At 56.4% G+C, this 23,221-nt stretch carries 18 protein-coding genes; 2 read left to right on the top strand and 16 right to left on the bottom strand.

Annotated elements, in window-relative coordinates; all coding sequences use genetic code 11:
• Positions 1 to 35: 35 nt before the first annotated feature.
• The 4 genes from gmd to MMC1_RS07285 all read right to left on the bottom strand — a co-directional run bounded on the left by gmd (position 36) and on the right by MMC1_RS07285 (position 4,428).
• The gene (gene gmd, locus MMC1_RS07300) at positions 36 to 1,145 is read right to left on the bottom strand and encodes a GDP-mannose 4,6-dehydratase (protein WP_011713093.1); all 1,110 of its coding nucleotides are present in this window, start codon (positions 1,143 to 1,145) and stop codon (positions 36 to 38) included.
• 115 nt (positions 1,146 to 1,260) lie between these two features.
• Positions 1,261 to 1,995 carry a glycosyltransferase family 2 protein gene (locus tag MMC1_RS07295; protein WP_011713092.1) on the bottom strand — a complete coding sequence of 245 codons (735 nt, stop codon included), beginning with the start codon at positions 1,993 to 1,995 and terminating at the stop codon, positions 1,261 to 1,263.
• A 3-nt stretch (positions 1,996 to 1,998) separates the two neighbouring features.
• Entirely contained in the window at positions 1,999 to 2,754 is a 756-nt protein-coding gene (locus tag MMC1_RS07290) for a class I SAM-dependent methyltransferase (protein ID WP_011713091.1), read from the bottom strand.
• A gap of 60 nt (positions 2,755 to 2,814) precedes the next feature.
• A complete protein-coding gene (locus tag MMC1_RS07285; protein ID WP_143711381.1) occupies positions 2,815 to 4,428 on the bottom strand; it encodes a hypothetical protein in 1,614 nt (537 codons plus the stop codon).
• Positions 4,429 to 4,813: 385 nt separating this feature from the next.
• Here MMC1_RS07285 and cbiB point away from each other — a divergent pair, with 385 nt between their 5' ends.
• On the top strand, positions 4,814 to 5,734 hold the full coding sequence (gene cbiB / locus MMC1_RS07275) for an adenosylcobinamide-phosphate synthase CbiB (protein WP_011713088.1): 921 nt from the start codon (positions 4,814 to 4,816) through the stop codon (positions 5,732 to 5,734).
• Positions 5,735 to 5,857: 123 nt separating this feature from the next.
• Here cbiB and serA read toward each other — a convergent pair whose 3' ends face one another.
• The 12 genes from serA to MMC1_RS07215 all read right to left on the bottom strand — a co-directional run bounded on the left by serA (position 5,858) and on the right by MMC1_RS07215 (position 19,903).
• Complete coding sequence (gene serA, locus MMC1_RS07270; RefSeq protein ID WP_011713087.1) at positions 5,858 to 7,441, bottom strand: phosphoglycerate dehydrogenase; 1,584 nt, start codon at positions 7,439 to 7,441, stop codon at positions 5,858 to 5,860.
• A gap of 123 nt (positions 7,442 to 7,564) precedes the next feature.
• The gene (gene serC, locus MMC1_RS07265) at positions 7,565 to 8,650 is read right to left on the bottom strand and encodes a 3-phosphoserine/phosphohydroxythreonine transaminase (RefSeq protein WP_011713086.1); all 1,086 of its coding nucleotides are present in this window, start codon (positions 8,648 to 8,650) and stop codon (positions 7,565 to 7,567) included.
• A gap of 261 nt (positions 8,651 to 8,911) precedes the next feature.
• Positions 8,912 to 10,129, bottom strand: coding sequence for a YcjF family protein (locus MMC1_RS07260; RefSeq protein WP_011713085.1), 1,218 nt, complete (start codon positions 10,127 to 10,129; stop codon positions 8,912 to 8,914).
• The gene (locus MMC1_RS07255; RefSeq protein ID WP_143711380.1) at positions 10,129 to 11,523 is read right to left on the bottom strand and encodes a YcjX family GTP-binding protein; all 1,395 of its coding nucleotides are present in this window, start codon (positions 11,521 to 11,523) and stop codon (positions 10,129 to 10,131) included. The genes MMC1_RS07260 and MMC1_RS07255 overlap by 1 nt, the downstream gene beginning before the upstream one ends.
• A gap of 195 nt (positions 11,524 to 11,718) precedes the next feature.
• On the bottom strand, positions 11,719 to 12,312 hold the full coding sequence (locus MMC1_RS07250) for a TIGR04282 family arsenosugar biosynthesis glycosyltransferase (protein WP_011713083.1): 594 nt from the start codon (positions 12,310 to 12,312) through the stop codon (positions 11,719 to 11,721).
• A gap of 2 nt (positions 12,313 to 12,314) precedes the next feature.
• Positions 12,315 to 13,454, bottom strand: coding sequence for a methyltransferase domain-containing protein (locus MMC1_RS07245; protein WP_011713082.1), 1,140 nt, complete (start codon positions 13,452 to 13,454; stop codon positions 12,315 to 12,317).
• On the bottom strand, positions 13,451 to 14,416 hold the full coding sequence (gene lpxD / locus MMC1_RS07240) for a UDP-3-O-(3-hydroxymyristoyl)glucosamine N-acyltransferase (protein WP_011713081.1): 966 nt from the start codon (positions 14,414 to 14,416) through the stop codon (positions 13,451 to 13,453). The genes MMC1_RS07245 and lpxD overlap by 4 nt, the downstream gene beginning before the upstream one ends.
• Before the next feature lie 33 nt (positions 14,417 to 14,449).
• Positions 14,450 to 15,604, bottom strand: coding sequence for a rod shape-determining protein RodA (rodA, locus tag MMC1_RS07235; RefSeq protein WP_011713080.1), 1,155 nt, complete (start codon positions 15,602 to 15,604; stop codon positions 14,450 to 14,452).
• Positions 15,601 to 17,430, bottom strand: a complete 1,830-nt coding sequence (mrdA, locus tag MMC1_RS07230) for a penicillin-binding protein 2 (protein WP_011713079.1) — start codon at positions 17,428 to 17,430, stop codon at positions 15,601 to 15,603. The genes rodA and mrdA overlap by 4 nt, the downstream gene beginning before the upstream one ends.
• Positions 17,417 to 17,932, bottom strand: coding sequence for a rod shape-determining protein MreD (gene mreD / locus MMC1_RS19790; protein WP_011713078.1), 516 nt, complete (start codon positions 17,930 to 17,932; stop codon positions 17,417 to 17,419). Before mreD ends, mrdA begins: the two co-directional genes overlap by 14 nt.
• The gene (gene mreC, locus MMC1_RS19785; protein ID WP_011713077.1) at positions 17,929 to 18,852 is read right to left on the bottom strand and encodes a rod shape-determining protein MreC; all 924 of its coding nucleotides are present in this window, start codon (positions 18,850 to 18,852) and stop codon (positions 17,929 to 17,931) included. The genes mreD and mreC overlap by 4 nt, the downstream gene beginning before the upstream one ends.
• A gap of 16 nt (positions 18,853 to 18,868) precedes the next feature.
• Complete coding sequence (locus MMC1_RS07215; protein ID WP_011713076.1) at positions 18,869 to 19,903, bottom strand: rod shape-determining protein; 1,035 nt, start codon at positions 19,901 to 19,903, stop codon at positions 18,869 to 18,871.
• A 271-nt stretch (positions 19,904 to 20,174) separates the two neighbouring features.
• Here MMC1_RS07215 and glnD point away from each other — a divergent pair, with 271 nt between their 5' ends.
• Positions 20,175 to 22,910: a [protein-PII] uridylyltransferase gene (gene glnD / locus MMC1_RS07210; RefSeq protein WP_160162676.1), complete on the top strand. Its 2,736-nt coding sequence runs from the start codon at positions 20,175 to 20,177 to the stop codon at positions 22,908 to 22,910.
• The last annotated feature ends 311 nt before the right edge of the window (positions 22,911 to 23,221 follow it).

Below are 23,221 nucleotides of genomic sequence, written 5' to 3'. Positions count from 1 at the left end.
GCCTTTTTTATGAATCATGCTGCATGAATGGGGGATCATTCAAAATCGGGATAGACCTCATAACCACCCTGCTGCACCAGTTGGTCCCGCTGGGCCAATTTAAGATCCTCGGCCACCATCTCTTCCACCAACTCTTGAAAGGTGATGCGGGGCTGCCAGCCCAATTCACGGCGGGCTTTGCTGGGGTCTCCCAACAGGGTTTCAACCTCGGTGGGGCGGAAATAACGGGGATTAACCCGTACCACGGTTTTGCCACTGGTTTCGTCAATGCCCACTTCGTCAATGCCCTCACCCTGCCAGCGTATGGACATCTCCAACTCTTTGCCCACCGCTTCGACAAAGGCCCGCACCGAATATTGCTCCCCGGTGGCAATGACATAATCCACCGGCTCATCCTGTTGCAGCATCAACCACTGCATCTCCACATAATCTTTAGCGTGGCCCCAATCCCGTTTGGCGTTCATGTTGCCAAGGTAGAGGCAATCTTGCATACCCAGCTTAATACGGCACATGGCACGGGTAATTTTACGGGTCACAAAGGTGCCCCCACGCTTGGGGGATTCATGGTTAAACAAAATGCCGTTACAACCAAAAATACCGTAGGCTTCACGATAGTTAACGGTGATCCAATAGGCATATAGTTTAGCCACGGCATAGGGCGAGCGCGGATAGAAGGGGGTGGTCTCCTTTTGGGGGATCTCCTGCACCTTACCAAACAGCTCTGAGGTCGAGGCTTGGTAAAAACGGCTCTTTTTCTCCAACCCCAAGATACGGATAGCCTCCAGGATACGCAGGGTGCCCAGGGCATCCACATTGGCGGTATATTCGGGGGTCTCAAACGAGACCGCCACATGGCTCTGGGCGGCCAGATTGTAAATTTCGTCGGGTTGGGTGGTTTGGATGATACGGATGAGATTGGTTGAGTCGGAGAGATCCCCATAGTGCAGCACAAAATCCCGCGAGGCCACTTGTGGATCTTGGTAAAGGTGATCCACCCGCTCGGTATTGTAGAGGGAGGCGCGCCGTTTAATGCCATGCACCTCATACCCCTTTTGCAGCAGAAATTCGGCGAGATAGGCCCCATCCTGTCCGGTAACACCGGTGATTAATGCACGTTTTTTCAAGATTTCCCTCTCCCACTTCATACCACTTATTGTATGGATGAACAGGCTGTCTGGCCCTTGGCCAAATAACCGCCCAAAATCAACCGGGCTCTATGCCCTATGTGGGCACACCCACACTGCACCGTGCCGTTGTTGTTTAATCTCGAATAAGATTATAGCGCAGTATGCAGTAGATGGCCCGGAACCCATCTTTCCAACCGATTTTTTTGCCCTCTTCATAGGTACGCCCCGAGTAGCTGATGCTCACTTCAAAAATGCGTGGACGGGGCTGTAAATGGGCCAATTTTGCGGTCATTTCAGGTTCCACGCCAAAGCGTTTTTCCCGCAATTGAATTTTTTCCAACAGGGGGCGGCGAAATACCTTATAACAGGTTTCCATGTCGGTTAAATTTATATCAGTCATCACATTGGAACAGAAGGTCAAAAAGCGATTCCCCATACTGTGCCAAAAATAGAGAACCCGCCCATAACCATGCCCACCACGAAAGCGTGAACCATACACCACATCGGCCCGCTGTTCAAAAAAGGGTTGCAAAAGGGAGGGGTACTCATTGGGGGAATACTCCAGATCGGCATCTTGTATCAACACCAGATCCCCTGTTGCCGCCTTAAACCCGGTGCTCAATGCAGCCCCTTTACCTTGGTTTACATCATGGTGCAACGCCCGAATGGCTGGATGTTGCGCGGCCAACTGATCCATGATCTGTCGAGAACCATCCACCGAGCCATCGTTGACGATGATAAGCTCCAACTGCAACCCTAAAATATTGGCTTGCAAGACCTGACTGACCACCTCTTCCAGGGTATTCTCTTCATTATAACAGGGCATGATTACGGTTAATGAAGTTAGCTCACGCATGTTGCCAGCCATGGTTTATCCTTTTATCCCTCGTTCGGCATGGTTATTGTGCAGAGGGGTTGCCACCAACACCAAATTTTTGCCAACCGGTGGTGGCAGCCACCGCTCTAACGGGCCCTGCCAAGACATCACCCAGCGGTCGTAAATTTTACTCATCCGCGCATCCATCACGCGGCTACCTTTAAGGGTATAGAGCAGGTACCATGGCACCATACCCACCAGATCAAACCAGCGTACCCTGTTAACCTGAAAACCGGCCCCCGTTACCACCTCGCTAAGTTGGCGGCGTCCATAGCGACACACGTGACCCAGCTTGCGGTCCATGGCACTATAGAGGGCTGGCAGCGCGGGAACAAAGATTAAGAGGGCCCCGGTAGGGGTCATCTGCTGGCGCAGCCTGCTCAATACTTCACCATCTTGGGCCAAATGCTCCAGCAGGTTAATCATAACCACCGCATCATAAGGGGCCTCGGGGGTGGCATTCAACAGGGTTTCTATGGCGGTTTGCTGCACCCTGACCCCCGCTTTATCCCCCATCGTTTGCGCTAAAAAGGCGGCATTCTGTGCATCGGGCTCAACCAGGGTCAAGTGTTGGCACATGGGCTGGATAAGACGACTAAAGGCCCCTAAACCGGCACCGACCTCCAATACATTGCCCCGCAGATAGGGTTTAAATTCGTGCAGAATGGCCGCTTGATAAAAGGGCATATCCTGCATCCCTTCCAACTCGTCACCACTATAAGTAAAACCCGGCTTATGCTCATGCTGCATGCTCAAGAGTGCCCTCCCATGGTTCGATCCCGCCAAGCATCTCAGCGCCATTTGGCTCAATCATTCGTGTTTACAACCCTTTAGATCAAACAGTACAAAACCTTTTTCCGGGTTGACCCGCAGCGGGCAATAGCCTTGCGCTCGGAACTGTTGCGGATGATCATAGAGGGGTTGCAGATTGGGATAGCGGCCCAAATAGCCCGCATCAATCACCAACCAACGGTAGCCTTGTGCCCATAATTCATCGCGCAACACTGCGGCAGGGGTGTGGGTAGGCAGCGCTTCGGGGTTCCACATATCCCGCCCGGCATTGGCATAAAATTGAAAGACCATGCCCTTTCTGGGGATCGCCACCTGTCTGGGGTTAAGCTGCAACGCCTGCACCGCCAAGCCAGCATATTTCATCCCTTGGTGGAGATCACGGTTATCCTGCTGCGACAGCTGCCAGCCGCTCGCCGCCACCCCCAGCCCAAGCGCGAGCACCCCCCCCCGCACAGCCCACCGGTTGCGCCCCGCTGGGGGCCAATGGGCATGAAAAAACTTGGCCATTGCCGCCGCCAATACGACACTTAGCAGCACACTGTATGGCACAACAAATCGCGGGTATACATAGATAAACAACAAGATCAGCAACGGCAGGTGAAAGAGCATCCCCCACAGGGCAATGCTCCCGTAGCTGGGTGCTGGCACCACCCCTGGCACCACCTCCACCGGCCTACCGCGACGATGCCCAAGCGGTAGCAGCAGCAGCGGCACAAAACCCACCACATAGAGCATGTTTTGCATAAGGGTGTGGCGATAACGCCAGCCATTCAGCATAAGCCGGTGTGCCCTCACCTTGGCATGCTGTACCTTTAAAATATAGTGGGGCAACGTAATACCCGGCAAATCCCAAGGAGCCAACCCCATCTTCTCTTCCATGCGGCCCGTCGCTTGATCCGCATAGGCCAACGCTGGAGCCGTTTTGCCCGAGAGTGAGAGTTTGCCGGTGTGGTGGTAGATCCAGCCACCCCACAGCAGCGGACCACTGAACATAAGCAGCGTGGCCAGCAGCAAGGCTTTGCCCGCTAACCAAGGGGGCTGCCCAAGCCTACCCCACTTACTTACCACAAAGCGCAGCCAAAATAATCCCGCAATCCCCCCAGAAATTACCAAAAACTCTTCCCGCACCAAGTAGCTAAACGCGCAGACAAGGCCAAGCATAACCAAGTTAAAACGGTTGGGGGCCAGCCACACCTGTACCACCAAAAACCACGCTGCAACCATTAAAAAGGTGTAGAGTGGCTCGGTAAGGTTAATCCCCGAATGGGCGATAAGCAGTGGGTTGAGCGCCACCACTGCGGCAGCCATTAGCCCCCATTTAGGCGAGCTCCAGCGCCCCACTTGCCACCCCACCAACACCACGCAACCCGCTACGGCTAAAATGCCCACCAACGCAGCGGCAGAATCCAGGGGCAGACCCAAGCTTGCCATCAGGTGTACTGAGACACCGTAACCCGGCACATAAAAGGTCTCGGGCTCACCCCACATGGTGTAGCCCTGACCGTTCAGCAGATTATGCAAGGGCCACGCATAGCGCAAACCATCGGCCCCCATGGTGGGATCCAACAACCGCCCAAGCCCCACCCACAGCGCTGAAACAGCCGCTAACACAACGAATGCAACAGGTGACATATGAGAGGTTTGTCGGAGCAATTGCACAGTCACGCTCGCATCCTATCCAAGGAAAAAAGGTTACCGCAGAGGCGTTAGCCGTAGGCTTTTAGGCCATACCGCCCACTCGATCTGGCCCGTGTTTACCCAACCCACAATCATCCCAAAGAGACTCAATGTGCTTGCCAAGGCACCCCAGACCACCACACAGCAGAGCTTGACCAAACCTTTAACGGGCACGTAAAGTATGGAACTTTGCGAAAACACGAAGGGTTGCCCAAGCTTGCGCTTGGCAAGGCAAAATGCCGCCATGAGCTGCCCATAGGTCAACTTTGCATCAGGCCATGACGCACAGGATATGCCAACACCTACCCTAGCTTGACCGGGTAAAGATAGAGAGCAGGCCGTGGATTTACTATGTATTGTGCTGGCCCTGATGTTGGATCTATGGCTTAAAGAGCCCCGCCGTTTTCACCCCTTAGTGGGCTTTGGTAACATGGCCATTAAGCTGGAACAGCGCCTCAATGGCCCGCGCCACCCTTGGCTCAAAGGCACCCTTGCCACCCTTTTGCTCACCCTGCCCCTACCCTTAACGATGTTTTGGCTACCCATGTTACCCCCCTGGTTGGCCGTTATGGTGCAGGCCGTCATACTCTATTTAACCATTGGTTATCAAAGCCTGCGACAGCATGCCCAGGCCATTACAACCCCACTCAGTCAAGGGGATCTCCCCCGCGCGCGGGAAGCGGTCAGTCGCATTGTCAGCCGCCAGACCCAACAGATGGATGAACAGCAGGTTGCCACGGCCACCACCGAATCCATCTTAGAAAATGGGCATGACGCACTGTTTGGCAGCCTTTTTTGGTATCTGTTGTGGGGTCTACCCGGGGCCGTGCTGTTTCGTCTGGTCAACACCCTGGATGCCATGTGGGGCTACCGCACTCCACGCTATGAGATGTTTGGCAAAACGGCGGCCCGTCTGGATGACCTAATGGGCATGATCCCCGCCCGCCTTACCGCCCTTAGTTATCTGCTGGCCGCTCGCCCCGCGCTACATGCCGCCAGCTATGCGCACACCTTAACCCAAGCCCGCCGCTGGAAGGGCATCAATCCAGGTGTGGTGATGGCAGCCGGTGCCCAGGCCATCCGGGTGACACTGGGGGGCAAGGCCCGCTACCATGACCACACCGTCGAGCGCCCTACCCTGGGCGACGGTGCCAAAGCCAGCACCGCCACCATCGACCAAGCACTGGCCTTGCTCCAGCGGGCGCTATGGCTTTGGCTGCTGGCTATCGCCCTGTCCACGCTGCTGCAAAAGCTGGCTTAAAGCTGGGTTGGAGAAGCAGACCAGCCCCCGCATCATGCGACTTCCGGAAGGTCGCAATAGGGCCTGCCACGCGCCCCATTGCCACCCCCCCTTGCCTCTTTACCACAGGGACAAGCGCAGCCGTTAATAGCGGATCAATTTTACCTCGCGCACATTCGCGGTTTCATGCAACTGCTGCATGAGCGGTGCGGGTACTTCAGAATCCACATTAATAAAGGCGATGGCCCGCCCTCCAGCCTGCTCTCGCCCTAGGTGAAAGCTGGAGATATTCACCCCGGCCTCGCCCAATAGGGTACCCACTCGCCCAATTAAACCCGGCGTATCATCATTGGCAACAAACAGCAGCAGCCCCTCGGGTTGCGCCTCAATAGGGATCTCATCCATCGAGATCAAGCGGGGTTCGGTACCATTAAACAGGGTTCCGGTCACACAGCGGCTACGGCGTTCCGTGGTCACCACCACCCGCACCAGCGAAGTAAACGAGCCGGTGCCACTGGTGCTGGACTCCACCACTTGAATCCCCCGTTGCTCCGCTACCAAATTGGCATTCACCATATTCACCACCCCATCCATCATGGGGCTTAAAAAGCTCTTGAGCAGCGCCGTGGTGATGGGAGCCCGCTTAATCCTAGCCACCTCCCCTTGATAGATCACCTCCAGCTTGAGCACACCGGTCTCCACAATCTGCCCCAGGGTGGTGCCCAGCTTTTCCACCAACGCCAGATAGGGGCGTAAGGTTGGCAGTTCGGCCTCAGTGACCGAGGGGATATTCAGGGCATTTTTAACCACCCCAGAGACCAGATAATCACTGATCTGCTCGGCAATCTGGATCGCCACCCGGGTCTGCGCCTCCTTGGTAGAGCCCCCCAGGTGCGGCGTTGCCACCACATTATCCAGCTCAAACAGTTTGTGGGAATAGGCAGGCTCCTGCACATAGACATCCAGCCCTGCCGCATAGATTTTGCCGGAAACCAGCCCGTCATACAGGGCATCTTCATTATAGATGCCACCACGGGCACAGTTGACCAGGATCACCCCCTCTTTCATCTGGGCGACTACCTTGGCATCCACCAAATTACGGGTATGATCGTTCAGGGGGGTGTGCACCGTCAGCAGGTCCACCCGAGGCCACAGATCCTCCAACTTATCCACCATCTCCAAACCCAATGAGATGGCCCGATCCTTGTTGATAAAGGGGTCATACGCCACCACCTTCATATCCAAACCCGCCAAACGCTGGGCCACCAAGCGCCCCACATTGCCCAGCCCGATCACCCCTGCGGTTTTACCCGCCAACTCCCGCCCCATAAAGCGGCTTTTCTCCCACTTACCCGCCTTGGTCGAAGCGGTAGCCGCCGGAATGTGCCGGGCTGCGGCCATGGCCAAGGTAACCCCCAACTCCGCCGTGGTAATGGCGTTCCCAAAAGGGGTGTTCATGACAATAATACCCTTTTGCGAGGCCGCCGGGGTGTCCACATTATCCACCCCAATGCCCGCCCGCCCGATCACCTTTAAACGCGATGCTGCGGCAATCGCCTGGGCGGGCAAACGGGTGGCCGAACGAATGGCAATGCCATCGTACTGGTCTATGCAGGCCAACAGTTCATCGGGGCTCATGCCCACCTTAACATCGACCTCCAACCCACGCGCACGAAACACCTCCTCCGCCATGGGGGACATCTTATCGGCGATCAATACTTTAGCCATGGGCACTCTCCCTACCAAAATGGTCGTCATCAATGATAATAAAAAAAAGGGGGAGATGTTGTGTATCTCCCCCTTTTAAACCTACGTTAGCCGCTCTTTTCCACCCTCCGCATCCGCCAACCCCTAACCATGACGCTTGGCAAAATCGCCCATAAAGGCCACCAGCGCCTCGACCCCCGCAAGAGGCATGGCATTGTAGAGCGATGCGCGCATTCCACCCACCGAACGGTGCCCCTTGAGTGTCACCAAATCGGCCTTTTTGGCCTCACTCAAAAAGCTCTCATTCAGGCGGTCATCCGACAGAATAAAGGGCACATTCATGCGAGAACGGCTCTCAACCTGAGTGGGACAGCTATAGAACGCCATCTCATCAATAGCCTTATAGAGCAGCGCAGCCTTGGCGATATTCTGCGCTTCCATACCAGCCACCCCGCCCTGGGCTTTAACCCACTTGAGCACCAGACCCAAAATATAGATGGCATAGGTGGGCGGCGTATTGTGCATGGATTCAGACTCAGCCTGCACCTTATAATCCAACATCACCGGCAGGTTGCTGCGACGCCCCAACAGATCCTCCCGCACAATCACCAGAGTCACCCCCGATGGCCCCAGGTTTTTCTGCGCACCCGCGTAAATAATGCCATATTTAGAGACATCCACAGGCCGCGACAGAATGTTGGAAGACATATCCCCCACCAAGGGTACATCGCCACTCTCTGGGGTCCAATGGTATTCGGTACCAAAAATGGTGTTATTATTGGTCACGTGCAGATAGGCGGCGTCAGCAAATGGCTGCCAATCCCCTTGATCGGGAATATAGTTAAAATTACTGGCTTCACTGCTGGCGACCATCACCACATTGTCACACTGCTTTTTCGCCTCGCTCATGGCCTTTTTGGACCAGCTACCGGTATGCACATAGGCCGCTTTTTGCGAACGGTCTGTCAGCAGGTTCATGGGCACCATGGTAAATTGCCCCGTAGCCCCCCCTTGCTGAAACAGTACCTTATAGTTTGTCGGCACCCCCATCAACTCACGCACCAAGGCTTCGGCCTCGGCGATAATCGCCATATAAGCGGCTGAGCGGTGACTCATCTCCATCACCGACATGCCGGTACCCTGATAATCCAGCATTTCCGCTTGGGCCTGTTCCAGAACCGACAGTGGTAATACGGCAGGACCAGCGCTGAAATTATAGACTCGGGACATGCTTGGCTCCTTCAACCAGGGTTTAAAAAATCTTCGCGGGCCTCTCTTCAAGGCACCCTTAAGTACGCCTAAACGCTGTTGCTCCACCCAAAAAGCGCTTAGACCTTAGGGTTTGGACCCAACAACGCCTCTCCATCGTTGCCCATCACTTGCATCAAACAGCCCGACACACAGCATCTGCTCAACCTTAACGTATGCCGGCTTTAAACGCGCCACCTAACGGCAATAAGTCCACGCTCGATCATACCCGCAGGCTGACAATCAGCCTTTGGATTTTAACGCGCCTTTAACCGCCGACAGCAACTCTTTACGTAAACGCCCCATGGTGGGGTTGGTTTTGGCGTCAAAGGGGATGGGACGGCAGTAGCGCATGGTATGGATTCCCACCCGTGCGGTAAAGACCCCACCCAACAACCCCTGCCCCGCCCGAGCGGCCACCACCGATGTCAGAGAATCCCCCATGGCCTCCCCCGTGCCATCCACCAACAGTTCCGAGGTACCCGCCCCAACCAAACCTTGCGCCACATAGTTCATTAAGGCCAAAGTACCGCTAAAACCGGGACGAAACCCATAACACTGGGCGACTTCACGCATCATTTTGGTGTTGCGCCAGATAAAAATTGCGGCATCCAACAGCGCGATGGGGCTAATGGCGGTCATCAATGCCGCTGTGGCTGAGTGTCGCACCACAATGCTACTCGCCTGTTGGTCCAGCACGGTTAGCGCCTCATGGGCATAGACCGTCAGCATCTCACCATCGGTCAAACAGGTGGTACTGCTCTCCTGAAAACGCTCCAGGCCATAGCGCATTTCAACACGGTTGTTGTAGAGCTGCGAAATTTTATCCAACAGGGGCTGCGCCTCGCCCGAACTGCTGCGTTGCATCAGCGCCAAGGCCTTTTCGCGAATGCGGGTAACGTCCCGCTGCTTGGCATAGAGCCGCCACTCCCGAAAACCCCACCAGCTTAACGCGGCCACCATAAACCCCACCAAGGTGGCGAAAAAGAGACCCAATACCGAGCTATAGGCAAACTGCTTTTGCAAAAATAGCAGGGCGTTTTCCACCATCAACGCCACAAAAAACAGGGTCAAAGCTGCCGCAAAACTGCGCCAAGAGAGCAGCCCCCCCCGAGGAGCCCGCACCGTAGCAGCATACTGCATCATGCGACGGGTGATCTCGACCGGTTTATTGGCCGCTTCGCGCATGCGCTCAGGGAAGCTATCCTCCCAACTGCCCTGCACCACACTCTGCACCACCGATGCAGAACCCCAAGCCCCAACCCCCTCATCGCTGGAAGAGAGCGGCATCTCACCCCCATGGGGCAGCGCGGCCACTGGGGCCTCACGATCATGAGCGCCCATAACACGCTCCGCCACATAGGGTAACGTGGTCGGCGCGGGTGTCTCTTGTCTGAGAGCCTCTGCCTCCTGTGCGGAGAGCTCTACCATCACGGGTCGTGCCCAGGTTTCCGTAGCCATTATAAAAATTTATCCCCCACCAGGAATTGCAGTGTTTGGTCCAACCGCATATGGGGCAACACGCCCCCCTGTACCCCACCCAATCGTGGCGGCTCAAACGCCATAAACTGAAACCGCTCCCCGGGCCATTCGTCTGCGCTGGGGATCGAACTGGGTATGGCTCCAGGATAAAGTAGCACGTCGCGTGCCTGATCTTTAAGTCTACCCTGCACAAAAGCCAGCTTTTGCCCCTCATGCTCCCGCATCACCGTACGGGTACAAACCACCGAGGCCAACGCAATGGTTTTAATATCCACCCCTAAAAAGGCCGCCTCATTGGCCGGACGCGCCACCATTTTACCGATCAAACGGGCCAACTGCTCGTGTTGATCCGCAGCCACTTGATCACATTTGGTGGCCGCAAACAGCAACTTGTCAATACTCGGGTTCAGCATACGCCCTAGCGGACTGGATTTACCATACCGGAAGGTCTCCAAAATCGCCAACAGTGCTTGCTGCATATCGGCAAACCGCGCAGGGCCTCGGCTCAGCCCCTCCAACAGATCCACCAGCACGATCTGGCGATCAAACCGGGCGAAATGCTCCTGCTGAAACCCCATCACCATGTGGGCTTTGTAAGCCTCAAAATGGGCCTGCATCGCCTGCCCCAGCGGCCCAGCCAACAGATGCTCCGGCAAGGGGCAAAAGTGCATCCAGGGGGCATGCTTCCACTTACCGGGCACCAAAAACCCTCCCGGCTGCAAAAAGCTTAAACCACCCTGGCGGGATTTACACAACACCAAAAATTCGCGATAGGCATGGTGCAACCCGGCCAAACTTGCATGGTCTGCGGGCTGTTGCGGGCTAAGCTCCGCCACCCTATCTAACCAGGGCTTTGCCATGCTGGCCCTGGGTTCATCCTGACACAGCCGATGAATCTGCGCCGACCACTGGGCAAAGCTTTGCTCCAACAAGGGCAGATCCAACAACCACTCGCCCGGATAATCCACCAAATCCAGTTGCAGCACCGCGTCCTTTTGAATACGCCGCCGCAGCAGACCACCGGGTTGATAGCGTATGGCCAGCCTGACCTCACTTAAGCCATCGGTCGCACGGGGCCAACAGGGTTGCTCGGCGGTCAGTTGCTTGATCTGTTGTTCGTAGGGAAAACGAGGGGCATCCCCCAGATGGAGCGGCAGTGAGGTCGAGCCCTTAAAGCGCCCTTGGGTAAGCACATCCAAATGTGCCGCCCCAGCACCATGAAAACCGTGCAAGATCTGGTGGGTCAGGGCATTAATAAAGACCGTCTTTCCGCTCTGGCTCAGGCCGGTAACAGCCAAGCGTACCGAGCGATCCATGGCGGCATTGACCAGTTCGTCAAACTGGGCCTTTTTTTGGGCAATCCATTGATTCAAAGCGAGATCCGTTGCGAAGGGCCATAAAAAAATCAAACCATGCCAGCACAAACGTTAATCATAGCCATAATTGACCGACAGCAACAGTAGAAACTGGCATAATGCCTGAAATCAATCCCCCCTCAGCCGCACGCAGCGCCACCCCTTAGTCCGCCCTATACCTCCTACGCCCTATCGCCATTTATCCACCCTGCCTTAACCGCTGGTCATCCGCAAAAACCGCAGCCAATCTTCCCGCGTATCCACATCCCACTGCACGGCACTCTGCCACAGGGTCAGCCCCGCTTCTGACGCCGCTTGGCGGGTCTGCTGGGCCACCCGTGGCGAGCCCCAATCTATGCCCTGAAACAGGATACTGTGCACCTGTTTCATGCCCAGCAGAATATAACCCCCATCCTCTGCCGGAGCCATCACCACATCCACCTCAGCCAAGGCCTGCGCCGCCTGATGCAGCAGTTCAGGCGTGACCGAGGCCCCATCGGCACCCAACAGCAACACCCCATCCCCCTGCTGCACCCCCCATGCCGCCACATGGGCCAACCGCACCCCTAAATCGCCTTGGGGTTGCAGCCGACGGCCACAGCTTGGAAAAAACTGATCAAACAGGGGATGTTCCAGACAAGGGGTGCTCCACAGCGTAACCGCACCGGGCCAATGGCGAAGCTGCTGGGCAACATGGGCAAGCAGTTGGCCGTAGGCCTCTAAGGCGGCTTGCTGGCCCAACTCTGCCGCTAGCCGGGTTTTAACCCGGCCCAACTGGGGCACCCGCGCCAGCACAGCCAAATTCACCCTCAACAACAGCCCCCACCGGGCTTGCAACTACCGCCCGCTTCTCCGCCAAGATGGGTCGTGCCACCCCGCATGAATTCAACAGGACGCGCCGTGCCAGGGGGCAGCGTAAAAGGGGTTGGCAACAGCGCGTGCTGCGGGGCCAAACGGACAAAGTGCGCCGCATAGGGCGCCTGCCCCAACAGTTCGTATGTCTGCTTGTTGACGGCAATACGCTGACCACAGGGGTAGATATTCTCCCACTCATCGGTGGCATGGGTGAATGGCCCCTTATAGATGACCCCATGGCCTTGATCCGAGGGATCCACCACCGGTGGTTTATAGGCCAGCACCGTCACCGAACGGAACTCAATGCCGCCCTCCACCCGCCACGGTTTTTCATCCCACTTATCATAAGTGACGCCCACAAAACCCACCGCTCGAAAGGCATCCCCAAAGGCCGACTCTTCGAACGCCCCAGAGATGCAGCCAGACCACAGCTCAGCATCGGCCTTCATAGAGGGTGGGATCGGCGCATCACTGACAATATCCGAGATCGCCGCACGGCCACCGGGCTTGAGCACTCGAAAAATTTCCGCCATCAATTGCTGCTTCTGCCCATCATCCACCAAATTTAAGACACAGTTCGAGACCACCAGATCCACCGAATTGCTGGCAATCATGGGTTGTTCGGCCCGCTGCTGTTGCTGCCACGCCTCAAACCTCTGCAAGCTCTCCAGGTCGCCGATGGGGTGCTCGGCCAGATAGGCTGCCACTTTGTCCAGATCCAAAGCCAGATCCTGAATCTGCCCCTTCACAAAACGAACCCGATCCTCCCCCAACTTTTCGGCCATATACGGCTGAAAGTGACGCGCCAGGGCCAGCATATCATCGGTCATATCCACCCCGATCACCCGCCCCCCCGGCCCCACCAACTGAGCCGCCATGTAGCAGATTTTACCGCCTCCAGAGCCCAAATCCAGCACCGTCTCCCCCTGCCGCACATAGCGGGAGGGATCACCACAACCATAATCCCGCTCAATGATCTCCTGGGGCAGCAGCGTCAACAGGTTTTGGTCATAGGGGATCGGGCAACACAATTGGGGTTCAACAGCTTGGGCACCCGCCGCATAGCGGGCTTGTACGTGGCTGGTCATGTTCATGCATCGGACTCCATTTTTTTCATAAAAGCTTTAACTTGCTTCATAAAGGCGGGCAATTTACGCATGGCGCTCAATTGCAACATGCTGTCACGATGGGGTTGCCCCCACCAACCGCTCCAGGTCTCCCCTGCCGGCACCCTGCCCCCAGCCAGTCCCGTGCTGGCGGCAATACGCGCCCCACGCCCAACCTCCACATGGGGGGCCAAGCCCGCCTGACCGGCAATCACCACATAGTCCCCAATCACACAGGAGCCTGCGATCCCTACCTGCGAAACGATGACACAGTGTTTACCCACCTGCACATTGTGACCAATTTGTACCTGATTATCGATGCGTGTACCTGCCCCGATACGGGTTTCGCCAAAACGGGCGCGGTCGATGGTGGTATTGGCCCCAATCTCCACCCCCTCTTCAATCACCACACACCCAAAATGGGGAATGCGTTGATGACTGCCCTCTACAAATTGATAACCAAAGCCATCCGCTCCAATCACCGCGCCACTATGGATAATGCTACCCGCCCCAACCTGACAGCGTTGATGCACCACCACCCCAGGGTGCAATACCACACCATCCCCCAAGATCGCTTCGGCCTCCACCACCACATAGGGCCCCAAGCTAACCCCCGCCCCAATCCGCGCACTGGGATCCACCACCGCCGTAGGATGAACACCCGTCACCGCAGAACTAAACGGCTGCATGCCCAGCAGCACCCCTGCACGCCCGGCATCCAATGCCGGAGCAGGACTAATGAGATAGGGTTGGCCCTCTACCCCTGCCTCGGCCACCTCGGCGGTCACCAGCAAGGCCGCCGCAGCCCTACCCTTTTCTAAAAAACTCCGCTCCCCAACAAAGGAGAGGTCCCCTTGCGCCGCCCACTCCACGGGGGCTACAGCCTTGATCGGCACATCCTCCCCATACATAGGAAGCTGTAGTTGACTGGCCAGATCCGATAATTTCATTACGCTCTCCCGGTGGTGCATAGGCCCTACCCTTTACACCGTTCGGCTCATCGATTTTGAATGGATGCTCACATGGGCCAACAGTCCCATCGCCACCATGGTGGTCAACAGCGAACTTCCCCCATAGCTTACCAGCGGCAAGGGGATACCCACCACCGGCAGCATCCCTACCACCATGCCAACATTAATCACCACCTGCAACCCCAGCATGGTGACCATGCCCACCGCCAGCAACATACCAAACCGGTTACGCGCTGTAATACAGATGGAGAGCCCCCTTGCCACCACAATGGCATAGAGCCCCAGCAACACCATTGCCCCTACAAAACCCCACTCCTCGGCCAACACCGAAAAGATAAAGTCCGTGTGTCGTTCGGGCAAAAAATTGAGCAAATTTTGGCTACCGGCCAGATACCCTTTACCCAAAACACCGCCAGAACCCACCGCGATTTTGGATTGAATAATATGGTACCCCGCCCCCAGCGGGTCACTCTCTGGTGAGAGCAGCGTCTCGACCCGCCGACGCTGGTAATCATGCAGACTGTTCCACACCATGGGCATCGCCGCCCCTAGCATCACCACCGCCCCCAGCAGCACCTTCCAGGATAGTCCTGCCACAAAAACCACCGCCATGCCCACCACAGCCACCGCCACCGCGGTTCCCAAATCGGGTTGTTTAAGGATAAACACCAGGGGCAAACTAATTAAGACCACCGGACCCAGCAGATCTTTTAAGCCTATGCTTTTGGCCACACTGCGATCATGAAACCAGCGCGCCAAGGCGATGGCCAGCGCCACTTTCATCAACTCCGAGGGTTGCAGACGCACCACCCCCAGATCAATCCAGCGCCGCGCCCCCATGCCAATGTGACCCATGGCAAACACCGCCACCAACAGCAGCAGCACCCCAAAATAGATCACATAGGCATTATGCCGAAACAGCTTATCCCCAGACAGGGCCAAGGCAAAAAACAGCGCCAACATCACCCCAACCCGCAGGCCCTGTTTAAACAACACCTCACCATCCCCTCCAGTGGCCGAGTAGAGCACCCCAAGCCCCATGCCTAAAATCGCCAACAGCGCCAGTAGCAACCCCCACGGAAAGCGATAAATGCGTTCGTCCAAGGTTAACCGCTGGGGCGACGCGCTGAGCACCCCCTCGCGTTTAATACGGGTTTCGCTACTCATACGGGGCGGCGCTCACAGCGCTGTTGGCGGCGGGTAAAATAGGCATCCATAATGCGCTGTCCCACCGGTGCTGCCGCACTGCCCCCATGCCCACCATGCTCCACCACCGTAGCAATGGCCAACTCTGGGTCCACAGCCGGGGCATAACAGACAAACAAGGCATGATCCTGATGACGCTCGTTCTGACTGGGGATAGGCTTGCCGCCCACGGTATCCACCTTGTGGGCAATAACCTGAGAAGTACCCGTCTTACCAGCCGCCTTGACCGTTACCGGTTGCGCGTTACGGGCCGTGCCCAAGTAGCCATAATAGACCTGCTCCATTGCTGCCCGCACCAGTTGCAGATGCTCTGGATCCAACCGGGCATGGTTTAACACGCGGGGTTCGTAGCCACCGCGCGGTCGAACCAACGAGGGCTGGTAAAGGGTCCCTCCATTGGCAAGCGCCGCGGTCATATTGGCCAACTGTAATGGTGTTGCCGTCAGATAGCCTTGGCCGATGGCGGTTATCAATGTCTCCCCTGGGAACCAGGATTTGCGAAAACGCTGGCGTTTCCACTGGCGCGAAGGGTTAACCCCTCGCAACTCCCCCGCCAACTCGATACCGCAGGGTTGCCCAAAACCCAAACGTGCCGCCATGTCATGAATGCGGTCAATCCCCACCTTTTCGGCAATCCGGTAAAAATAGACATCACACGATTGGGCCATGGCCTGATTAAGATCCACCCGCCCATGTCCACCCCGATGCCAGCAATTAAAGCGGTGCCCCTTATATTCCCAATACCCCGCGCAGTGGAGTTTTTGCGTGGCTTCCAAAACCCCGCTATCCAGTGCGGCCAGTGCCACCACCATTTTAAAGGTCGAACCAGGGGGATACTGCCCCTGAAGCACCTTATTGGCCAACGGACGCTGCGGATCGTTGATGAGTTGACCCCAGGCTTCGCTGCTAAAACCTTGAATAAAATGGTTAGGGTCATAAGCGGGTGAGCTTACCATCGCCAACACTTCACCACTACGGGGATCCAGCACCACCACACCACCCGCGCGATCACCCAGTGCCTTTTCGGCATCTTGCTGCAAGGCAAGATCAATGGTAAGCACCAGATCTTCACCCGATTTAGGTTGGCTGGCACGCAGTTGGCGCACCTGTCGCCCCACGGCATTGACCTCGATTTCTGCAATACCCTCACTACCGCGTAGTTTTTTTTCCAGCGCCCGCTCCATGCCACTTTTACCCACCAGATCCCCCGAGCGAAACGCCACTCGGCGAAAGCGCTCTCGATCCCGTGGGGTTACTTCACCCAGATAGCCCAGCAGATGCGCCGCGCTGGCGCCATGAGGATAGTTGCGGCGGCTTTGCGCCTGGATCATCATGCCGGGAAAAGCGTGTTGACGCCCCTCCAATCGACTCACCTCTTCCCAGCTCAGGTTATCGCGCACCTGCACTGGCAAAAAGGCCCGTTGACTTTTAATCTGCTTTAACAAACCTTTGATCTGTTTTTCATTGAGATCCACCAACTTACGCAGACGCGCCACCAAGGGCATAATCGGTCCGGCCCGCTCGGGCACGATCAGCAACCGATAGTCGGGCACATTGTCCACCAAAACCTGCCCAAAGCGATCCAAAATACGCCCCCGTGGTGCAGGTATGGGGTTCCAACTGATCCGGTTATCCTCGGCCAAATCTTTATAGTCCCCACCTTTGAGCACCTGCAACTGGAACAGACGCCCCGCCAGCAGCAGCATCAACCCACCTTGCAGGCCCCCCAACAGCAAGACCCGTTTACGGGCATCAAAGCGAAAACGTTCATACTCATCTTCCAGCACGAGGTGTCTCTCCTAGCCAGATACGGTGAATATGGATCAGCGCCCCGACCACCAGCGGCGCCACCAGCGCGGTGGAGACCACCCGCCCCAGCAGCAGCGGCCACCGCACCCCCCACCCCTGCACCAGGGTGGCTAGACCCAACTGTATCATTTGGTCCAACAGCGACAACAGCGCCAGGATTGGCACCAAAAAGATGGCATCGGTCGCCCGCAAACGTGGCCCAAAACGGCGGATCAGCAGGGTAATCAAAATTTTACTCAAAGCGTTGATCCCCATGGGACCACCGCTGAGCAGGTCCACCGCCACCCCTGCCCCAAAGGCAGAACCCGGTCCACAGCGGTCAGGCCGGTAGAGACGCCAATAAAAGAGCGCCACCAACAACAGGTCTGGACGAAACACCGACCAAGCCTGATAAGGCAACGCCACCTCCTGCACCGCCACCGCCAGCATGAGACTTAACAGCGGCAACCAAGGTGCCAGCAGGCTCCCTGCTAGCGTCATGGTGTGTTTGTCCCCTCGGGCAGCAATCCCAAGGGGCGCAAATCGGTGCGATCCGTAATGGTGGCCTCCTCACCCTCACTAAGGGGTTCGGCATCCACCACCGGCAGCATGAGACGCAACTCCTCCAAGCGGTCAAGATCCACCAATGCCCGGGCGGTAGCCTGCATAAACAACCCATCCGCATTGGGATTAAGCGAGGTCACCCGAGCAACCCCAACCCCTTTGGGAAAAACCCCACCGGTACCCGAGGTAATGAGCAGATCCCCCACCAAAATATCCCCCCCCTTGACCACAAAACGTAGCTCCAGAGTACTGCTGTTGGTCCCAGCCACCATGGCACGCAAGCGCGAACGCTGCACCTGCACCGGCACCCGCGAGTTGATGTCATGCAGGGTTAGCACCGTGCTGCGACGGGTACCCACCGCCACCACCCGCCCCACCACACCGGCCGGGCTAACCGCCGGGGTGTCGGGTCGCACCTTCTCCTGAGCACCGGCATTGACCAACAATACCCGTGAAAAAGCCGACGAGCTGTCACCCACCACCCGCGCCACCGTGTAGGTGTAGTGAGGATCCACCGACATACGTAAAATCTGACGCAGGCGACGATTCTCTTTAAGCGCCTCGTCCAGTTGCAACTGCATAGGTCCCACATTGGCCAGCAGCCGTTTGAGGCGTAGGTTTTCTTCATCCAGGTGCCCCAACTCTTGCAGCCGTTGGCCAGCGGCACGGGTTGCCTCCACCGGGGAGAGCACCAACCGTTGCATCCCACCCAACAGGTTGGCCAGCACCCCCTTAAACGCCAACACCCCTGGCGAATCAGCACGCAAGACAAACAATAGAAAAACGGCCAGCAACAAAAAGGTTGCGGCCGTTAGTCTTTGTCGGTGTAGACGTATTAAGCTCCACAAGGGCAGCATCGTAGCCTAGCCTAAACTACTGGTCGGTGAGAATATCGGACATGGCGTCCAGCTCCTCCAGAGCCTTACCGGACCCCATAACCACGCACGAGAGGGGATCTTCCGCCACAATCACCGGCAAGCCGGTCTCTTCGGAGATAAGACGATCCAGACCACGCAGCAGGCCGCCACCACCCGTTAAGACGATACCCCGATCCACAATGTCGGCAGCCAGCTCCGGCGGGCAGCACTCCAGGGCGGTACGCACCCCTTCGGTAATGGCGTTAATGGGCTCTTGCAATGCCTCCAGAATCTCCGGGTCAGAGATCATTTGGTGTTTTGGCACCCCATTAATCAGGTCACGCCCTTTAACTTCAACCTCAATACGCTCCTCCAGGGGGTAAGCGGAACCGACCTTGATTTTGATCATCTCGGCGGTGCTCTCGCCAATCAGCAGAGAGTATTTGCGGCGCACATGGGCCATGATGGCCTCATCCATCTTATCCCCACCCACACGGATGGAACGGGAAAACACGATACCCGCCAGCGAAATGATGGCTACCTCACTGGTTCCCCCTCCAATATCCACCACCATAGAGCCCGAAGCATCGGTAACCGGTAGCCCGGCCCCGATGGCCGCCGCCATGGGCTCTTCAATCAAAAACACCTCACGGGCACCGGCGGTCTCGGCAGAATCCCGGATCGCCTTACGTTCCACCGGGGTAGCCCCATTGGGCACGCAAACAATAATCCGGGGGGAGTGGAAAAAGCGGCGTTTATGTACCCGCCGTATAAAATGTTTGAGCATCGCTTCGGTTACGGTAAAATCCGCAATCACACCATCCCGCATGGGGCGGGTTGCGACAATATTACCGGGGGTGCGGCCCAGCATACGCTTGGCTTCATTACCAACCGCTAATACTTTACGTCCATGGCGGGGGCTTTCATGAATCGCCACCACGGAAGGTTCTGATAGTACAATACCCTTGCCGCGCACATAGACCAGCGTGTTCGCGGTACCCAGGTCGATGGCCATATCAGTGGAAAAAAGCCCCAACAGTTTACTCAACATTACCTTGAAACCTCAGGAAACGGGGGTCAAACCATCTCTAAAACGGCCACGCAGCCCATATCGCCGCAGTTAACCGTACCGAATCACCCCCCGGTGGGCGTAGCCGAACCGGGAGATCCCAAAAAAACACAACGAAAAGCGGTCTAAAAACGGTGCTTCCTTGGCGGCGCGCGCATTTAGACATAAACTCTAGGAATGTACACCTTACCCACCAGCGCTTCAAGCACCCTTTATGGTCGCCTTGCGCATTACCTTCCTTAATGGCTCTATTATGCATCAAGATGCGAAACGCCCTCTGATCAACATTTCGGAACTCGATGAGGCCATTACCGATGCGGTGCGCCGCCACGGCCCCAGCCCCTTCGAGAGCAAAGGCCGACAAGAGTTGGTTAACATCTTTAAAAATGCGCTACAAATGGGCCGCGAGGCACTGCGTATTGAACATGAGTGCGGCGCAACGGGTCGGCGTATTGTCAAAGGCCACACCTTCGTCATGGACCTGCTGCTCAATCGGCTGCATGCCCTGGTACACGGCATTGCCCACCAAGCGGTCGAAGAGGGGGCCGCCACGCTGGATGAGCACCCGGATGAGCGCTATGCCATGGTGGCTACCGGCGGTTATGGCCGTGGTGAGTTAGCCCCGTATTCCGACATCGACCTGCTCTTTATCATACCCGACGCTGCCCCTAGCGAGATCACCGACAAGATTGAAAAGGTCCTCTATTTTCTATGGGACCTAGGCTTGGATGTCGGGCAGGCGGTGCGCACCCTAGATGAATGCATGGCCCAAGCCAATGAAGAGATTGAAAATCGCACCAGCATGCTGGAGTCGCGTTTTCTCGCCGGCAACCGCGCCCTCTTTAAAAACTTTAGCGAGCATTTTCAAGAGCGGGTTTTATCCGACCCTGCCCGTTTTCTCAAGGAGAAGTTAGAGGAGCAGTCCAAACGTCACGAACGTTTTGGCAATTCGCTCTTTTATCTGGAGCCCAATATTAAAGAAAACCCCGGCGGTCTGCGGGATATCCACACCCTTTTTTGGGCCGCTAAATACCGCTACAAAGTTATGCGCATTAAAGATCTTATTCCACAACAATTGATCACGGAAGAGGAGTATACCACCTTTACCCGCGCCCGTGAATTTTTATGGCGCATCCGCAATGCGCTACACTACACCGCCGACCGTCGCGATGACCGCTTGACCTTTGGCCACCAGCTCACCATCGCCCAGGATTTTGGCTATCGCGACCGCGAAGGCATGTTGGGTGTTGAGCAGTTTATGCGCCGCTACTATCAAACCGCCAAGCAGATCCATAATCTCTGTCAGGTGTTTTTGCATCAGTACACCGTTGAGCATAAGGATACCGAGCTCCAACGCCAACCGTTGGAAGACTGTTTTGTGCTCGAAGGCAACTTGCTTGCTGTTGACAGCCCTAACGCTTTTGAACAAGACCCGGCGCGTATGATGATCCTGTTTGAGATCGCCCAGCGCCATGGTGAGGCCATTCATCCAAACGCCCTGCGTCAAATAACCGGTCACCTTGCCTTGGCTGATCGCACTTTTCGCGTTGACGAGCGGGTAACCACCTCTTTTCGCAATATTCTAACCGCCCCCAATGGCGTCGCGTGGGCGTTGCGCAGCATGAACAACTGCGGCCTACTGGGCCGTTTTATCCCAGAATTTGGTCGTATTATTGGGCAAACCCAACACGACCTTTTCCATGTTTACACCGTGGATGAACATAGTATTCTGGCGGTGGAAGCGCTACGCGCCATCCGTGCTGGACGGTTAATGAAAGAGCTGCCCCTAGCCAGTGAACTCATCAGCCGGGTACGCAACCCCTTGGTGCTGCTCATGGCGGTACTGTTCCACGATATTGCCAAAGGGCGTGGCGGCAACCATGAGATCAAAGGGGCCATCATGGCCCGCGAGGTCTGCCCCCGCTTGGGGCTGGATCGCCAAGCTACCGAGCAAGTTGCTTGGTTGGTGCGCAACCATCTTATCTTCTCCCACACCGCTTTTCGGCGGGATATTAACGATCCAGAAACGGTCTTCCAGTTTGCCCGACAGATGGGTGGCCTGGAAAATATGGATATGTTACTGCTGCTCACCGTTTCAGATATCCGCGCGGTGGGACCCAATGTTTGGAGCGAGTGGAAAGCCTCCCTCTTACGGCGGCTCTACAATGTCACCTCGCAGGTTATTGTGCGAGGCCTCTTTAAACCAGAAGATATGGCAGAACTGGCCGCTGAGCAGCGCGAGGCCACCTTTGAACTGCTCATGAATGATTATCCCCACAATGAGGTCGAAACCTATCTTGAGCGTTTTTACGACGACTATTTTATCGGTTTTGAAACCGGTGCTGTGGCAGAACATTTTCGCAGTTTGTATGGCAAGTTTGATGAACCCTTGGCGGTCTGTTTTCGCACCAATCCTGCCTCGCATACCACCGATATGCTCATCTATTGTCAGGATCACCCCGGCTTGATTTCACGCATCTCGGGTGCGCTGGCGATGGAGTCCATCAGTATTTTATCCGCCAATGGCAATACCACCAAAGATGGCATGGCGTTGGATATTTTTGTCATCCAGGATTGGCAAGCCCAGCCTGTGGCCGACCTCGAAAAACAGCAGATGGTCAAACAGACCCTCGCTAAAATTCTCAGTGGCAAGCTCCACCCAGACACCCATAAGGCCCACAAACCCAAGATCCGTAAAGAGGATCACTTTATGGTGCCCACAGCGGTCAATTGGGACCATCATGCCTCAGAGATCTACACCATTATGGAGATCACCACGCGCAACCGCTTTGGCTTGCTGCACGCAGTAACCCGTACCTTGACCGAAGAGGGCGCCCAGATCAGCACCTGTAAAATTGCCACCTATGGCGAAAAGGCCATTGATGTCTTTTATCTGAAAGACCTGTTTGGCCTTAAACTCAACCATAACCGCTGCCAACGGATTGAAAGAGCCCTGCACGCCGCCCTAGAAGCGGTCGAGCCAGAATGACGCTTCGGCACAACGGCCCTCGCACCCCCGCACCCCCGCCACCTCGCCACAGCTTGGCGTGGTGGGGTGTGAAAGGCTCTGCCCGGAGCCTGCTGCGTGGGGTCAGAGCGCTGGCGCCCTCTCCTTTTATATGCCATGGGCCTTGGGCAGAACTGCAACCAGACAACCTAACACCTGAAAAACTCGGAGCAGACGCCTGCGCCACCCCCAGCCGGCCCGCGACCTAGACAACCCCCAAGCCGTTCGCTAGGTTGGCGGTGGTGGCGGGAAAATTGGGTGGTAACGGTTGCTTTTTAACCGCCATACGTGGC

It is taken from the genome of Magnetococcus marinus MC-1 (assembly GCF_000014865.1).
Taxonomy (GTDB): Bacteria; Pseudomonadota; Magnetococcia; order Magnetococcales; family Magnetococcaceae; genus Magnetococcus; species Magnetococcus marinus.
This window is presented reverse-complemented; position numbering and strand designations above follow the sequence as displayed.

Bases quoted from the DNA above. Each gene is read 5' to 3' on its own strand.
- gmd (WP_011713093.1), bottom strand. From the start codon at position 1,145: ATGAAGTGGGAGAGGGAAATCTTGAAAAAACGTGCATTAATCACCGGT.
- MMC1_RS07290 (WP_011713091.1), bottom strand. From the start codon at position 2,754: ATGCAGCATGAGCATAAGCCGGGTTTTACTTATAGTGGTGACGAGTTG.
- MMC1_RS07295 (WP_011713092.1), bottom strand. From the start codon at position 1,995: ATGGCTGGCAACATGCGTGAGCTAACTTCATTAACCGTAATCATGCCC.
- MMC1_RS07260 (WP_011713085.1), bottom strand. From the start codon at position 10,129: ATGGCTACGGAAACCTGGGCACGACCCGTGATGGTAGAGCTCTCCGCA.
- mreD (WP_011713078.1), bottom strand. From the start codon at position 17,932: ATGACGCTAGCAGGGAGCCTGCTGGCACCTTGGTTGCCGCTGTTAAGT.
- serA (WP_011713087.1), bottom strand. From the start codon at position 7,441: ATGGCTAAAGTATTGATCGCCGATAAGATGTCCCCCATGGCGGAGGAG.
- lpxD (WP_011713081.1), bottom strand. From the start codon at position 14,416: ATGAAATTATCGGATCTGGCCAGTCAACTACAGCTTCCTATGTATGGG.
- MMC1_RS07285 (WP_143711381.1), bottom strand. From the start codon at position 4,428: ATGTCACCTGTTGCATTCGTTGTGTTAGCGGCTGTTTCAGCGCTGTGG.
- serC (WP_011713086.1), bottom strand. From the start codon at position 8,650: ATGTCCCGAGTCTATAATTTCAGCGCTGGTCCTGCCGTATTACCACTG.
- MMC1_RS07245 (WP_011713082.1), bottom strand. From the start codon at position 13,454: ATGAACATGACCAGCCACGTACAAGCCCGCTATGCGGCGGGTGCCCAA.
- rodA (WP_011713080.1), bottom strand. From the start codon at position 15,604: ATGAGTAGCGAAACCCGTATTAAACGCGAGGGGGTGCTCAGCGCGTCG.
- glnD (WP_160162676.1), top strand. From the start codon at position 20,175: ATGCATCAAGATGCGAAACGCCCTCTGATCAACATTTCGGAACTCGAT.
- MMC1_RS07215 (WP_011713076.1), bottom strand. From the start codon at position 19,903: ATGTTGAGTAAACTGTTGGGGCTTTTTTCCACTGATATGGCCATCGAC.
- mreC (WP_011713077.1), bottom strand. From the start codon at position 18,852: ATGCTGCCCTTGTGGAGCTTAATACGTCTACACCGACAAAGACTAACG.